Below are 13,807 nucleotides of genomic sequence, written 5' to 3' on the forward strand. Positions count from 1 at the left end.
GGCCTAGTCGTGCTGTGGCTTGGTCGCGCCGATCAAAATCTCCTCCCGCTGTGACCGAAACATCCGCGCCACTTGAGCCGCCCTATCGGCTTCGTCCGCGTCTTCCACCCATGGCCAAACCAACGGCAAAAGGCCATCGATCGGTCCCTCAGTACTGATGCTATCGACAATGACATACCAGCGGTCGCTTTTGGTCTCGTACTTGTGCTTTCTGCCGATGGCAGCAGCCGCAGCGTGACTTCGTTCCGACGCGTCCAAAGTAACCGCATACGTCAGCCCGCCGCTTGCAGTTGGAAGGGAAAAAGCCTTTATCGGTTTCCTGGTCTTTGCAACCTCGTTCCGAAGCATTGCGATGTTGCTGCCAACCTCTTCAAGCGCCGCACCTGAGAACTCATAGAGCTCAATCACAACGGCTGCGATTTCGGGCGGAGCATTCCTCAATTCCGAAAGAAGCTCCGCAATTACGGGGACTGCTATCGTTTCCAATACCCCCTTGGGTCGCATTGGCTCGAGACCTAGGTCCGCGGAGATCATGTAGTCGTCCACAACTGTCGCGAAGTCGCGCTCGATGACCATCAAGCCTACCTCTGGCGGCAGCGCTAGCTTTGCACGAATATGATAGCCGAGATAATTGTGCTCGCTGTCGGAGACGATACAGTCGAAACCGTCACCTCGCGCTTTCAGATAGAAGAGCATCTCGATCGGCGACGGCAACAAGCGCGATGCACAATCAAGAAACCCGATATCCCAGATGACTGGGGCAGGATCGCCTTCTTTCCGGTCGAGCATGGACCGCGAGAGGTTAGTAGCGGCAGGGAACATATCACTGAGCAGCACGATCGGAAACACGCGAGGGAGTTTTGGGAGGCGGATGATGGCCCCATCAGCATCCACACATTTGGCGCACGCCTTTATCAATTCGCCACTCGCCAACGCCTGCTCGAACGGATCTTTGATAGCCCCCTTAAAATCCATCCTCAGCGCTTCGGGATCGCCCGCCCGTGCCTTGAGCGTAATCCGCTTAGACTTTGCCTGTACCACCAGAACAAATTCGCCGTACCGGACGAGAACATCGATCTCTTCGCCCTTGTGACCTGCAGCATCAGGAAAACGAGCATTCAAGAAGACGTTTTCCTCACCGAAGACCTTTCGCATGACATGCGCGGCGGTCTCCTCCAGAAACACTCCCCGGTTCGCCGCTGCCTTGTCACAATATGCCTTATCCCCAACCATCCAGTAGAACGGGCTCTCGTAGATGGACTCCATCAGCCTATACTGGCTAGGCACATAAAGGTGGTCGCCCAGGTCGATCAATGGCGCGATAAAGGCGGCGTTCACTGAAAACGGTGTGCAGAAGTCCGGATTTGCACCTTGGATAGGCGTTGCAAACTTGGCGATGAACTTATCGACCTTGAAGCCGAACTTTTTTCGCAGCATAGCTTTCGGAAGAAGCAAGCTACTGGTTAGGTCACCCTTGTTCAGCTCTTCGGCCGCCGCTCGCGCGCGGCCGGTAGCATCCATTTGAGCTGTTATCTGGCTGGCTATGAATGTCGCGATCTCAATCATCGGCCTGATTGAGATCCCCGCGTTCTGCAATAGCCAAGTACCATCGGCTCTAAAGCGGTGCCGTGCAAATTTCGCGAACTGATGGATGTAGAAGCTCGCGGCGCCATAATAGATTGCCTCACGCGCAAACATTCCCAAGGCTTCACGTTTCTCCAGGAACTTGCGAGATTTCGGATCAAAAACCGCCGCGGCATCCGCGTTGATTCTGTCGTGCAACTCACGCAGCAAGCCATCTGCCTTCGAAGCAAATCCAGATCCTACTTCGACTGTGGCGTACGTTCGATCGTCGGGAGCCTGAACGAGCAGTCCTAACAGCAGCAGCAACTCGTTGGTGTTGAGCTTGTCCGAGGACCACCTTTCAGAGGGCGCGTCAGTGACTTTGCCTTCGTGGAGGTCGACGTTCAGCACCCAATCTCGATAGATTATCTCAGAGAGATCGTGCAGTGCTCCCTCTGACTGTGCAAGTGATCGCAAGTCTTCGAAGATGGCGTCCATTGATCTCAGCGATGTATCGGTCAATGGTCGGTCCCCCCCAGCACATAATGTGAGAGTCCAGGGGCTTTCGCCAACAAGATTTTCCGAGCAAGTCGAATAATTTTTATCGATAGCAGGATCGCGGCTGCGATCATCTGACTAGGTCAAGATGTCAAGCCGACCAAAGTCAATTCCCTTCGCCCATCCGAAGGCGACATGAAGAACAGATAGCTATTAGCAGAAGCCGTTGTGGCACGTATTGTGGCACATATTGTGGCACAAAATGACCAACTTGGATGCGACACCCCCGGCCGAAGCCAGATAAATCATAATAAAATCAAGCCCTTAGCTTGAATCTTACTGGTGCGGTCGAGAAGACTCGAACTTCCACGGGTTGCCCCACAGCGACCTCAACGCTGCGCGTCTACCAATTCCGCCACGACCGCATCGTGGTAGAGCCGACTTGCGCCGGCGGGGCAGCATGTAGCAAAAGGATCTGAGCCGCACAAGGGCGCCGTGGCAGAATTTTGAAGGATTAAAATCGAGCACGGAAATGCCTATCTGCAGAGGCGGTTGCGGCCGTTCTCTTGTCCGCTTTTGCCCGCTCTGCCAGAAGGCAGACAACGGAGATTTTCCCATGCTGGCACGCACCAATCTCGATCATACCATGCATCCCCTGCCCGGTTCGCCGCCGGTGCGCTGGCGCATCTCTGACGGTCTCGTCCCGTATGAAGAAGCCGTGGCGACGATGGAGGCAGAAGTTGCGGCGATCGCCGACGGCCGGGCCGATGAACTGGTCTGGCTGCTCGAACACCCGCCGCTCTACACCGCCGGCACCAGTGCCGATGCGGCCGACCTGATCGAACCCAATCGCTTTCCGGTTTTTGCCACCGGCCGCGGCGGTGAATACACCTATCACGGGCCCGGTCAGCGGGTCGCCTATGTCATGCTCGACCTCAAGCGCCGCCGTCAGGATGTGCGTGCGTATGTCGCCGCCCTGGAGGAAATGATCATTCGCACGCTCCAGTCCATGAATGTGCGCGGCGAGCGGCGCGAGGACCGGGTTGGCGTCTGGGTGCGCCGTCCGGACAAACCGCCGCTCCCCGATGGATCGGTGACCGAGGACAAGATTGCGGCGCTCGGCATTCGCCTGCGCCGCTGGGTGAGCTTCCATGGGTTGTCGCTGAACGTCGAGCCGGATCTTTCGCATTTCACCGGCATCGTCCCGTGCGGAATCAGCGCCTACGGCGTCACCAGCTTGGTCGATCTCGGCCTTCCCGTGATGATGGCGGACGTCGACATGCGCCTGCGTGAAGCCTTTGAAGAGACCTTCGGGCCGACCCGCAACGACCTTGTCTGACAGACGCGTCGAGACCTGTTTCGGATCGTGACATGATCACCGATTGAGCTAATTTTCGTCAGCACCTGTTAAGCCCGTCTCTTGGGACTCCATCAACGAGCGGACCCTAAAACTCCCTGCGCAGTTTCATGATGAAACGGAGATGAAGGATGAGTGATCTTCGCTTTTCCTTTCCGGCATGTGTGGTCGCCGGCAAGGGAGAAATCGCGCCCGACGATATTGGGCTTATGCGCCGCTATATGTGGCCAGATGGTCTAACCAGCCGCTGGCAAGCCGCCATGGCTATAGCCCTAGACGACTGCTGCCCTGTCCGTTGCCCTGAATGGACCGAGTTTCTGGTGGAGACGGTCACTGCTTTCGTCGTCAAACGAGAATCACGCAACGGCGTGGTGACGGGTGAAACCGCAGGCTGGCTACTTGAGCGGCTGGCGGTTAGCGGTACCGTGCGCTCGCAGACGGGACTTTCCATCCTGCTGCATGTGCTGGAGACGGCAAGGCAGGTTCCTGTCTTCCTATCCGCCTTCGTCCTGAACCAAGTCCGCCTCGCCCTCCTGCCCGTGCCGCAAGGTCCCTATGCGGAAGGTCGCAGCGCCGGAAACGCGGTCACAGCTTGCGACCTGGCTTTTGTCTGGCAGGTGCTGCGAAGCGCGCTTGACAGGGGCTCGTTCCAACTTTCAAGGTCCGAGTGGCTGGTTCTCAAGGCAATCGACGATCTCGCGTCGCCGAAGGAACACCATCCGGGCTGGGTGGAACTGATGACACTGGCGCCAATCTCCTTGGAGAAGCCGTGCAATCAGAGCGAGATGTGGCGGAAGCTGGTGACGTCGCAAAAGCAGGCCGCAGACGAAGCGGCTTGAAGACCAGGCGGCACCTGACGTCCCCGGCATCACGTCCCTTGAAGCCTTGAGCCTACCCTTCCGCCGTGCGAAGGTGCGCGGAATCAATTGCAGGGAGAAGATCCATGGACGTTCGCGCCGCCGTTGCCGTTCAAGCCGGCAAGCCGCTGGAGATCATGACGGTTCAGCTCGAGGGGCCTCGGGCGGGCGAGGTGCTGGTGGAGGTGAAGGCGACCGGCATCTGCCACACGGATGATTTCACGCTGTCGGGTGCCGACCCCGAAGGTCTGTTTCCGGCGATCCTGGGTCATGAAGGTGCAGGGATCGTCGTGGACGTCGGCCCCGGCGTCACCTCGGTGAAGAAGGGCGACCACGTCATCCCGCTCTACACCCCGGAATGCCGCGAATGCCCTTCGTGCCTCTCGCGCAAGACGAACCTGTGCACCGCGATCCGCTCCACCCAGGGCCAGGGCGTCATGCCGGACGGCACTTCGCGCTTTTCCATCAACGGCGAGAAGCTGCACCACTACATGGGCTGCTCGACCTTCGCCAACTATACGGTTCTGCCGGAGATCGCCGTTGCCAAGGTCAATCCCGACGCTCCCTTCGACAAGATCTGCTATATCGGCTGCGGCGTGACGACCGGCATCGGCGCCGTCATCAACACCGCCAAGGTGGAAATTGGTTCGACCGCCATCGTCTTCGGGCTCGGCGGCATCGGCCTCAACGTCATCCAGGGCCTGCGCCTTGCCGGCGCCGACATGATCATCGGCGTCGACCTGAACGACGACAAGAAGGAATGGGGCGAACGCTTCGGCATGACCCATTTCGTCAATCCGCGCGATGCCGGTGACGATATCGTCCCTTACCTCGTCAACATGACGAAGCGGGGCGCCGACCAGATTGGCGGCGCCGACTACACCTTCGACTGCACCGGCAATACGAAGGTGATGCGCCAGGCGCTGGAGTCCTCGCATCGCGGCTGGGGCAAGTCCGTCGTGATCGGCGTTGCCGGCGCCGGCCAGGAGATCTCGACGCGCCCCTTCCAGCTCGTCACCGGCCGCACATGGATGGGCACCGCCTTTGGCGGCGCCCGCGGCCGCACCGACGTGCCGAAGATCGTCGACTGGTACATGGAAGGCAAGATCGAGATCGACCCGATGATCACCCACACCATGGGCCTCGAAGACATCAACCGCGGCTTCGAACTCATGCATGGCGGCGAAAGCATCAGGAGCGTCGTGGTGTATTGATGAGCCAACCGGTCTATGATGTCGATGTGCGGAGACTTGAGGAGTTTTCCGCAGTCGAGCTGCACGCGATGCTGAAGCTGCGCGTCGATGTCTTTGTCGTCGAGCAGAACTGCCCTTATGCGGAACTCGACGACCATGACGTGCAGGCGCTGCATCTGCGGCTCCTCCAGCAGGGCAATGTCATTGGCTGTGCCCGCTTGTGGAAGCCGCCGGAGGCACCGCCACGGATTGGACGCGTTGCCATTTCGCCTGGTCATCGTGGGCAGCGACTGGGGGAGGCGCTGATGCGCGAAGCCATCTCGGCATGCCAGGACCAGTTCCCCCACCAGCCGATCGCGATTTCGGCGCAGAGCCATCTTGAAGGGTTCTACGGCTCGCTTGGGTTTGAGAAGGTCTCGGACGAATATGTGGAGGACGGGATCCCTCACGTGGATATGCAAAAGGTTGGATCGTGATTTACGTCGATGCCGATGCCTGCCCGGTCAAGCCGGAGATCCTCAAGGTCGCGGAGAGGCACGATCTCGAGGTGACCTTCGTCGCAAATTCTGGGCTGCGCCCGTCCCGCGATCCGATGGTGAAGAACGTGATCGTGTCCGGAGCATTTGACGCAGCGGACGATTGGATTGCCGAGCGCGCGGTACCGGGTGACATCGTCGTTACTGCGGACGTGCCGCTCGCAGGTCGCTGCGTGCGTGCCGGTGCCATGGTCACGGGTCCAAGCGGACGTGTTTTCGACGAAAGCAACATCGGTATCGCGACAGCGATGCGCGATCTTGGGCAACACCTGCGTGAAACGGGCGAAAGCAAAGGCTACAATGCGGCTTTCAGCCCCCGCGACCGATCACGGTTCCTGGAAACACTCGACCGGTTCTGCCGCCGCCTAAAGACCCACACGCCAGGAGGAGATACACCATGAAAGTCATTTCCCAGAACACCGCCTTCGGTGGCATGCAGGGCGTTTTTGCTCACGAATCTCAAGCCTGCAAGTCTGAGATGACGTTTGCAGTTTATGTGCCGCCGAAGGCGATTAACGAGCCCTGCCCTGTCGTCTGGTACCTTTCAGGCCTCACCTGCAGCCATGCCAATGTCATGGAAAAGGGCGAGTACCGTCGCATGGCTTCGGAGCTTGGGCTCATCCTTGTCTGCCCCGATACCAGCCCTCGTGGCAACGACGTTCCGGACGAGCTCACCAACTGGCAGATGGGCAAAGGCGCAGGCTTTTATGTTGATGCCACCGAAAAGCCCTGGGCCGAGCACTACCAGATGTACACCTACATCACGGAGGAACTACCGAACTTCGTCAGCCAACATTTCCGGATAGATATGAGCCGCCAAGGCATCTTCGGTCACTCCATGGGTGGCCATGGTGCCATGACGATCGCGCTCAAGAACCCTGAGCGCTTCAAGAGCTGCTCCGCCTTTGCCCCGATCGTCCAGCCATCGACGGCAGATTGGTCCATGCCAGCGCTGGAAAAATACCTCGGTTCCGATCGCGCGGCCTGGCGCCGCTATGATGCCTGTGCACTGGTGGAAGATGGCGCGCGCTTCCCGGAATTTCTCATCGATCAAGGCACGGCGGACAGCTTTTTAGATGACGGCTTGCGTCCCTGGCTGTTCGAGGAAGCGATCAAAGGCACCGATATCCAGCTCACCTTGCGGATGCACGAACGCTACGACCACTCCTACTATTTCATCTCCACCTTCATGGACGACCACCTGAAGTGGCATGCAGAGAGGCTCGGCTGACTGCCAGGCTCTCGCCTCCGGGCGATCACGGAACGATATAGCTCATTGGCAGACGGCTGCCGCCGGATATGGTCCGGTCACGATTGCGGGGACGGCCTCGCTCCCTTCACACGGAGTAAGGCCATGGCCTGGATCCTTCTCACTCTTGCGGGACTATTCGAAATCGGCTGGGCGATCGGGCTCAAATATACAGACGGCTTCACCCGCCCTCTCCCAACCGTTCTCACGCTCGTCTCGATGCTTATCTCCGTCGTGCTTCTCGGTCTCGCCGTCCGCACGCTGCCGGTCGGCACCGCCTATGCGGTCTGGACCGGCATCGGCACTGTCGGCACCGTCATCCTCGGCATCATCCTGTTCGCGGAACCGGCCTCGGCCTTGCGGCTCGCCTGCATCGCAATGATCGTTGGCGGGATTGTTGGACTCAAGATTGCCGCGGGCTAGCGGCTGGAAAAGAGCGCGGTCGCAAGCGTCGACCGGCGCTCGCTAGCCAGCTGAAACTCGGAGGCGATCAGCGCCGCAATCCGGTCCGCCAGCACAAGGTCTACAGCGTTTCGGCGGAACGAGAACACCGACATCTCAAAGCTTCCTTCGGCGATCACCTCACCATTTCCAACGGCCACCGCCTCGACCGAGACCGTCGCCGCCCGCTTGCCGCCCAGGAGTGTCGGTGGTGACGTCAGCCGATCGATCCTGATCGTCAGGATCGTTCGCGGCAGAACGCGCTGGCGGATGGTGGAAAGGATCGCCTCGTTCACCAGCCGGTCGGTCTCCGTCACCAGCACCGGTGGCACGTCGCTGCGCGCCGCAACGAAAGCTGCGCGCACGTCATAGAGCAGCGCCTCGCGTCCCACCGTCGCCGGCTGGAGCCGGAACGACACCAGCAGCGGCAGAACCGCGATCAGGGCGCAAAGCAGAAGCAGGTGGCGAAGCATCTGGTGATCCGGAACGAGTTTCCCGGATCATGCGCAGCGACGGTAAGGAAAGGCTTAAGCGCGAAGACTGTAGAACGCCGCGGCAGAGGCCGCAAACTCCTCATGACGCCGGGCGCGGCGCAGCTGCGCTTCCGCATCCACCCCCCAGTGCTCTTCCGTCCAGTCCTCATCGAGATGCGCGAGCGACCATGCCTCGTCCGCAGAAAGGCGCCCTTCGGCGAAGGCAAGCGCGAGGATCGCCGACCCCGTCAGTGTCGTCACCGTGTGGAGACAGGCAAGCTCGATCGGCGTGTCGTATTTGCGCAGCGTCACCGCGAAGGCGCTGATCGCCTCGCGCGGCTGGTCCTGCGGCATGATGCCTTCGATCAGGATGAAGCGGGCGCCGAGATCGTTTGCCGCCCACTCGATCAGCGGATCCCATCGCTCGGCCTGCCGCACCACCAGCGCATCGGGAGCATCGGCACGGTAGCAGAGGAGATCGCTGGAAGAGAAGCGCAGAATGTCCTCGAACACAGCCTGGGGGTCTGCAGCCACGCCGTCGATTGCGGTGTTGACCAGCTTCGTCACCGGCATGGTCGCCGGGTCGATGAGTTCGCCTTGGGCAGCCCATTCGGCACGCATCAGCTCGGCAAGTGCGGCAGTCGGCGCGCTCAGCGGGTTCTTCGCCGGCGTGCGCACCGGGCGCCCGTCGAGCGCGATGACATATCCGCCTCCCTCGCCGTCCGTTACCGAGACGTCTTGGTAGAACCGCTTCGGCAGCGGCCGTTTCATCTGGATCTGCGCCCGCCGCGTGGGGTCGGGGTGGCTCATGCCTTCTGGCGCATCAAACAGGTCGCTCATCTCAAACCTCAACCGATGTGGGCAAGCAGCTCTTTCGGATGGTCAACAACGGCATCCGCCCCGGCGTTCCAAAGTTCGTCCACCGAGGCATAGCCCCAGGAAACGCCGATCGCTTTTGCACCTGCCGCCTTCGCCATCTGCATGTCGTATATGGCATCACCGATCACCAGTGTGACGCCGGGCACCATGCCCGTCTCGTCGCAGCACTCCGTCACCATGGCCGGGTGCGGCTTTGAGGGGCAATCGTCGGCCGTGCGCGAGACAATGAAGTACTTCCCGAAGTCGTGCGTCTCCAGGATCATGTTCAGACCCCGCCGGGACTTGCCGGTCACCGCCCCGATCAGCAGGTCCTCGCGCGGACCGATCGCGTCGATCAGCTCGCGAATGCCGGGAAACAGCGGCTCGCGGTAATCGAGATCCTGGCGCACGACCGAAAACAGCGACTTGTAATAGGCCATCATCGCGACCTCTTCGTCGCCGGCATGCACACGTCCCAGCATGCGCGCGATGGCAATATCGAGCGTCAGGCCGATGATCGCCTTGGTGTCTTCCACCTTCGGCTCCGGCTTGTGGAAATGCAGGAATGTCCGGCGCATGGTCTCGTGGATCAGGCCGGCGCTGTCGACCAGCGTGCCGTCGCAATCAAAGAGGACGAGTTTCATTCGTCGTCCCTTCGACCGTTCTCCAGGTCGAATCCGAGCAGGTTCCAGCTCTGCACCATGTGTGGCGGAAGCGGCGCCGTCACCTTCAGGCGCCCGCCGGATGGGTGCGGTATGTCGATATGGCGCGCATGCAGGTGCAGCTTCTTCTGGATGCCGCCCGGGAACGGCCAGTTCACGTCATCGTCAAAGTATTTCGGATCGCCGATGATCGGATGACCGATATGGAGCGCGTGGACGCGCAGCTGGTGCGTGCGCCCGGTGTAAGGCTCCATCTCGAGCCAGGCCATGGCCTGCGCTGCCGTTTCCAGCACGCGGTAGAAGGAAACCGCGTGGTCGGCACCGTCCTCGCCGTGTTTGGCTATGCGCATCCGGTCTCCGTCCGGCGTCTGCTCCTTCACCAGCCAGGTCGAGATCTTGTCCTCGTGCTTGCGCGGCACGCCCTTCACCAGCGACCAATAGGTCTTCTTCGTGTCCCGCTCGCGAAAAGCCGCCGTCAGCTTCTGGGCTGCCCCGCGGGTGCGGGCAATGACCAGCACCCCGGAGGTGTCGCGGTCGAGGCGGTGCACGAGCCGCGGCTTCTCGCCCTTGGGGCTCACCCAGGCGTCGAGCATCTGGTCGATATGGCGCGTCACGCCCGAGCCACCCTGCACCGCGAGGCCTGCCGGCTTGTTCAGCACGATCACCTTGTCGTCCTCGTGCAGCACCATGCGCTGCAAAAGCTCGTAGTCGCTCGAGTGCTTGAGATCCTTTCCGGCGATGGGGCCGCTCTTCTTGGCGTCGACGTCGAGCGGCGGGACCCGCACTGTCTGCCCTGGCTGCACGCGTGCATCCGATTTAACCCGCCCGCCATCGACTCGCACCTGGCCGGAGCGCAGGAGTTTCTGCAGCGCGCCGAAGCCGAGGCCCGGGTAATGGACCTTGAACCAGCGGTCCAGGCGCATGCCCGCTTCGTCCGCCTCGACGCGGATGTGCTCGATGCCTGCCATGATGTTCTTTCTCGTCGTCTCGTTGTGCGAGCGTCTTTAGAACATCGACCGCCCTAGCGCCAGTCCGCCCAAGACGGCGAGCAGCGACAAGCCTACGCTTCCCATGATGTAGACCACTGCCATGGCCGTTGCGGTTCGTTCGAACAGGACGAGCGCATCGAGCGAAAATGCGGAGAATGTGGTGAATCCACCGAGAAAGCCGGTGATCAGCAGCAAACGGATTTCTGCGGACGCGCCAAATCGGCGGGCGACGAGTTCTGCCAGGAAGCCGATCAGGAAGGAACCGACGACGTTCACGATCATCGTGCCCCATGGAAAGCCGGTTCCCAGATGACGGATACTCCAGTGGCCGACCAGGTACCGGAGTACGGAGCCGGTGGCTCCGCCGAAGGCAACGAGAAGTAAGTGCGACATGAACAAGCGTCCAAACTTATGGGGATGATGGACTCGCTAAAAAGCCCAAGGTTTTCTTAACATGGAACAAATCCCGTCTCTTTATCTTCTAGAGCTGGAGCATTGGATAATTTGGATGACCTTGGTTCTTTCAGTTTCGGCAAATGCAGCGGCATACGCGGCGGACGCGCTGAAGCCTGCGCGCCGGATCTCTGCCAAGGCTCATGCAGAGGATGCCCGCGTGGTTGCCGATCGGAGTGCTCTGAGGGCGGCGACGGGGACTCCGTCGATAGACCAGCTTATCCCGGCGGCCGCAGTCACCTTGGATCTTTTGTCTCCAGAACAGCAGCCGCAGCAGCAGGCGAGCTTGTCGCAGGTCCAGGCTGCCTATCGGGACATCGCGGACTGACCCATCCCACCTAGACACCAATCATCACGATGCCGAAGCTCTGCATGCCCGCGATCACGCGCCGCAGTCCATCCGGTGCTGACTGGTAAAGTCGCTTCACGAGCGGACGAAGGTGGGGCAACCATGCGTTGGCATACAAGCGTCCCTTCCAGGAGAAACTGAGACTGTAGCCGTGGAGCGCAATCGTGCGATCGGACCAGGAGAGTTTATACTCCCCCTCGCCACCCAGAAGATCGTAGGCGGTCGCGCCGTTTTCGATAAGCCAGCAGACCGTCATCTCCATCTGCACCTTGCCAGGAGAGAGATGTCTGAGCTTCCATTCAAAGCTGCCCATATAGGCATAGTAGTGCCCATCGCGCAGAAATCCTAGTTCCGTAGCCACCACCGTATCGCCTGTTCGCAAAACGGAGAGGCAGGCTCCACTGAAGCTTTCCCGGTCACCGGAAAGAGTGGACAGGAAATCCTCAAATCCCTCGGTGGAGAAGCCGCTGCTCGTTCGTCCGGTCTCGTTCAGCCACTGCCGCTTCATCGCGGCACACTGATGCACCAGACTTCGGAAGCGCGGATCGCTCGGCCAAACCACCTCAAAGCTGAGTTCGCCCAGCCGAGCAAGGTGGTTGCGCCGCCGATTGCGATTGCGCTTCTTCAGCTTCCCACCTTGCGTGCGGTAGCTTTCCGCGTCAGCGAAGCCTGTCAGATCGAGAAGCGCGCTATTGCCGTTGTAGCCGCTGATGGTCGGCCGTGCGCCGAGCAGCTGCGCGAGCTTGGAGCGCTGCGGCACAGGATGGAAGACAGCGACATCACAAGACGGATCCGTCTCGATACGGCTCAGCAGCCTTCCGGTGATTGCTTCAACGAGAAGCGCATCATCGCAGAGCAGATTGCAGTACTGCGAATGCGGTGCCCCAAGGTTCTGCAGGACCCTGATTCCGGCGACCGTGTGGACCATAAGCGGCCAGACCGCGATGAGATCGTCTCCCCGCCAAACCGTTTCAATCCTGAAGTCCAACGCGGCAGTCTCGTTCGCGAAGGCGGCAACCCAGCTACGACACCAGCCAAAACTCTGGAAATAGGTCAGCCGATCGCCGCAACGCCCTTCCAGAGCACGCCAGGCGAGAGCAACGGAATCGATATCGCCAAGGGTGGTTAACCGCCGGTAATCCAAGCTATCGTCGTTGAATTGCGTGAAGATGGGAGCCTCGCTGTCTTCTGCACGACCATGAACCTCTTCTACCTTAAGGACCTAAACGAGAGCTTACGATTCAGCCCCAAGTCCAGCAACGCGGCAAATGCCGTCCTTTCCTGCCCTCAAAAGCTCTACCGTGCCTGGACGGTGACAGCCGCCCTGAGACGACTGCCTGTTCCGAAACGTTACTTAGTTATGTGAATGACCGCCGGGTGCAGCACTCTTGACCGGCAGCGTAAGGTCGATGCTGCCCGCCTTCTCGAAGGTCAGCGTGACGGGCACGCTGTCGCCTTCCTTGAACGGCGTCTTCACCTGCATGAACATCATGTGCAGGCCGCCGGACGTAAGTTCCACAGTCGCGCCGGCCGGAACAGGAGTACCCTCTTCGAGCTTGCGCATCCGCATCACCTCGCCCTGCATCGCCATCTCGTGCAGCTCCACGGTACCGGCAGCGGGTGATGAGGCGGAGACCAATCGATCATCCTCGCCCCCGGTGTTCTTGATGGTGACGAAGCCGCCGCCCACCGGCTGGCCCGGCAGCATGGCGCGAACATAGGCGCCGTCCAGCTCGATATTGCCGACCTTGGAGGGTGCCGCGGCGGCATCATGCGCGTGCATCGCGTCGTGCCCTGAAGCCTGCTGCGCAACCACCGTCACCGTAGGTGCCGGACTTTCCAGCGAATGGGGATTGGTCCCCGGTGCTGCGACTTCTGTCCACGCGACGCTGGCGTCTGCTCCACACATCTGCGTCGCCGGGAAAGCCAGCACCGTACTGTCGGCGATGCCGGAAATCTTTCCGCGTAGCACAAAGGCGTCGTAGTACTCGTCCGGCAGTTCGCCGCCCTTCCAGCGGATTTCGATCGGCCCGCTGGTCACGGTCGTGCCGTGATTGTTGTAGGCGTTCTTGTACTCGCCATCGATGATCTCGAGTTCCCAGCCGGGCTTTGGCTGAGGCTTGGCGAAAACGAAGCCTTCCGGCAGCTCCATGCGGACTTCGGTGGTGGCCTTGCCGTCGCAGCCGTGCGGCACCTGCAGCGACATCACCACATAGCTGTCGGCGGTCACGGTCGACTCGGTGAAGGTGGCATGCGCAAAGGCTGCGCCCGCGGCAGCGGTCGTCAACGCGGCGGAAAGCGCGAGAATCTTTGTCGTCTTCATGATATT

The 13,807-nt window shown here is 60.5% G+C and carries 16 protein-coding genes and 1 tRNA gene; 8 read left to right on the plus strand and 9 right to left on the minus strand.

The window, feature by feature from the left end; all coding sequences use genetic code 11:
- Positions 1-3 precede the first annotated feature (3 nt).
- Positions 4-2,085 (minus strand): nuclease-related domain-containing protein, encoded by a 2,082-nt coding sequence (locus LXM96_RS07180; RefSeq protein ID WP_239997684.1) that lies wholly within the window; start codon positions 2,083-2,085, stop codon positions 4-6.
- A gap of 316 nt (positions 2,086-2,401) precedes the next feature.
- Positions 2,402-2,486 (minus strand) — tRNA-Leu (locus tag LXM96_RS07185).
- Positions 2,487-2,677: 191 nt separating this feature from the next.
- On the opposite strand from LXM96_RS07185, the gene lipB reads away from it, so the two are divergent.
- From lipB to sugE, 7 genes are all read left to right on the plus strand, one after another.
- On the plus strand, positions 2,678-3,400 hold the full coding sequence (gene lipB, locus LXM96_RS07190) for a lipoyl(octanoyl) transferase LipB (protein ID WP_239997685.1): 723 nt from the start codon (positions 2,678-2,680) through the stop codon (positions 3,398-3,400).
- Between the two features lie 149 nt (positions 3,401-3,549).
- Positions 3,550-4,257, plus strand: a complete 708-nt coding sequence (locus LXM96_RS07195; RefSeq protein ID WP_239997686.1) for a hypothetical protein — start codon at positions 3,550-3,552, stop codon at positions 4,255-4,257.
- 104 nt (positions 4,258-4,361) lie between these two features.
- Positions 4,362-5,489 (plus strand): S-(hydroxymethyl)glutathione dehydrogenase/class III alcohol dehydrogenase, encoded by a 1,128-nt coding sequence (locus LXM96_RS07200; RefSeq protein ID WP_239997687.1) that lies wholly within the window; start codon positions 4,362-4,364, stop codon positions 5,487-5,489.
- Positions 5,489-5,944, plus strand: a complete 456-nt coding sequence (locus LXM96_RS07205; protein ID WP_239997688.1) for a GNAT family N-acetyltransferase — start codon at positions 5,489-5,491, stop codon at positions 5,942-5,944. The genes LXM96_RS07200 and LXM96_RS07205 overlap by 1 nt, the downstream gene beginning before the upstream one ends.
- Complete coding sequence (locus tag LXM96_RS07210; protein WP_239997689.1) at positions 5,941-6,405, plus strand: YaiI/YqxD family protein; 465 nt, start codon at positions 5,941-5,943, stop codon at positions 6,403-6,405. Before LXM96_RS07205 ends, LXM96_RS07210 begins: the two co-directional genes overlap by 4 nt.
- On the plus strand, positions 6,402-7,235 hold the full coding sequence (gene fghA / locus LXM96_RS07215; RefSeq protein ID WP_239997690.1) for an S-formylglutathione hydrolase: 834 nt from the start codon (positions 6,402-6,404) through the stop codon (positions 7,233-7,235). The genes LXM96_RS07210 and fghA overlap by 4 nt, the downstream gene beginning before the upstream one ends.
- 123 nt (positions 7,236-7,358) lie before the next feature.
- On the plus strand, positions 7,359-7,676 hold the full coding sequence (gene sugE, locus LXM96_RS07220; protein ID WP_239997691.1) for a quaternary ammonium compound efflux SMR transporter SugE: 318 nt from the start codon (positions 7,359-7,361) through the stop codon (positions 7,674-7,676).
- On the opposite strand, the gene LXM96_RS07225 is transcribed toward sugE, so the two are convergent.
- From LXM96_RS07225 to crcB, 5 genes are read right to left on the minus strand one after another with little or no spacing between them, the layout of a single operon-like run.
- On the minus strand, positions 7,673-8,167 hold the full coding sequence (locus LXM96_RS07225; RefSeq protein ID WP_239997692.1) for a hypothetical protein: 495 nt from the start codon (positions 8,165-8,167) through the stop codon (positions 7,673-7,675). The genes sugE and LXM96_RS07225 overlap by 4 nt on opposite strands.
- Positions 8,168-8,221: 54 nt before the next feature.
- Complete coding sequence (locus tag LXM96_RS07230) at positions 8,222-9,007, minus strand: ATP12 family chaperone protein (protein WP_239997693.1); 786 nt, start codon at positions 9,005-9,007, stop codon at positions 8,222-8,224.
- Positions 9,008-9,015: 8 nt separating this feature from the next.
- Positions 9,016-9,669 carry an HAD-IA family hydrolase gene (locus tag LXM96_RS07235; protein WP_239997694.1) on the minus strand — a complete coding sequence of 218 codons (654 nt, stop codon included), beginning with the start codon at positions 9,667-9,669 and terminating at the stop codon, positions 9,016-9,018.
- Complete coding sequence (locus LXM96_RS07240) at positions 9,666-10,655, minus strand: RluA family pseudouridine synthase (RefSeq protein ID WP_239997695.1); 990 nt, start codon at positions 10,653-10,655, stop codon at positions 9,666-9,668. Before LXM96_RS07240 ends, LXM96_RS07235 begins: the two co-directional genes overlap by 4 nt.
- 36 nt (positions 10,656-10,691) lie before the next feature.
- Positions 10,692-11,069, minus strand: a complete 378-nt coding sequence (crcB, locus tag LXM96_RS07245; RefSeq protein WP_239997696.1) for a fluoride efflux transporter CrcB — start codon at positions 11,067-11,069, stop codon at positions 10,692-10,694.
- A 115-nt stretch (positions 11,070-11,184) separates the two neighbouring features.
- On the opposite strand from crcB, the gene LXM96_RS07250 reads away from it, so the two are divergent.
- The gene (locus tag LXM96_RS07250; protein ID WP_239997697.1) at positions 11,185-11,457 is read left to right on the plus strand and encodes a hypothetical protein; all 273 of its coding nucleotides are present in this window, start codon (positions 11,185-11,187) and stop codon (positions 11,455-11,457) included.
- Between the two features lie 10 nt (positions 11,458-11,467).
- Here the strand turns inward: LXM96_RS07250 and LXM96_RS07255 are convergent, their stop codons facing one another.
- Positions 11,468-12,622: a GNAT family N-acetyltransferase gene (locus LXM96_RS07255; protein ID WP_239997698.1), complete on the minus strand. Its 1,155-nt coding sequence runs from the start codon at positions 12,620-12,622 to the stop codon at positions 11,468-11,470.
- Positions 12,623-12,832: 210 nt separating this feature from the next.
- Entirely contained in the window at positions 12,833-13,801 is a 969-nt protein-coding gene (locus LXM96_RS07260; protein WP_239997699.1) for a copper chaperone PCu(A)C, read from the minus strand.
- Between the last annotated feature and the right edge of the window lie 6 nt (positions 13,802-13,807).

Source organism: Rhizobium halophilum (genome assembly GCF_021648825.1).
GTDB classification, from domain to species: Bacteria; Pseudomonadota; Alphaproteobacteria; order Rhizobiales; family Rhizobiaceae; genus Neorhizobium; species Neorhizobium halophilum.

Bases quoted from the DNA above. Each gene is read 5' to 3' on its own strand.
- lipB (WP_239997685.1), top strand. From the start codon at position 2,678: ATGCTGGCACGCACCAATCTCGATCATACCATGCATCCCCTGCCCGGT.
- LXM96_RS07195 (WP_239997686.1), top strand. From the start codon at position 3,550: ATGAGTGATCTTCGCTTTTCCTTTCCGGCATGTGTGGTCGCCGGCAAG.
- LXM96_RS07200 (WP_239997687.1), top strand. From the start codon at position 4,362: ATGGACGTTCGCGCCGCCGTTGCCGTTCAAGCCGGCAAGCCGCTGGAG.
- LXM96_RS07205 (WP_239997688.1), top strand. From the start codon at position 5,489: ATGAGCCAACCGGTCTATGATGTCGATGTGCGGAGACTTGAGGAGTTT.
- fghA (WP_239997690.1), top strand. From the start codon at position 6,402: ATGAAAGTCATTTCCCAGAACACCGCCTTCGGTGGCATGCAGGGCGTT.
- sugE (WP_239997691.1), top strand. From the start codon at position 7,359: ATGGCCTGGATCCTTCTCACTCTTGCGGGACTATTCGAAATCGGCTGG.
- LXM96_RS07225 (WP_239997692.1), bottom strand. From the start codon at position 8,167: ATGCTTCGCCACCTGCTTCTGCTTTGCGCCCTGATCGCGGTTCTGCCG.
- LXM96_RS07230 (WP_239997693.1), bottom strand. From the start codon at position 9,007: ATGAGCGACCTGTTTGATGCGCCAGAAGGCATGAGCCACCCCGACCCC.
- LXM96_RS07235 (WP_239997694.1), bottom strand. From the start codon at position 9,669: ATGAAACTCGTCCTCTTTGATTGCGACGGCACGCTGGTCGACAGCGCC.
- LXM96_RS07240 (WP_239997695.1), bottom strand. From the start codon at position 10,655: ATGGCAGGCATCGAGCACATCCGCGTCGAGGCGGACGAAGCGGGCATG.
- crcB (WP_239997696.1), bottom strand. From the start codon at position 11,069: ATGTCGCACTTACTTCTCGTTGCCTTCGGCGGAGCCACCGGCTCCGTA.
- LXM96_RS07250 (WP_239997697.1), top strand. From the start codon at position 11,185: ATGACCTTGGTTCTTTCAGTTTCGGCAAATGCAGCGGCATACGCGGCG.
- LXM96_RS07260 (WP_239997699.1), bottom strand. From the start codon at position 13,801: ATGAAGACGACAAAGATTCTCGCGCTTTCCGCCGCGTTGACGACCGCT.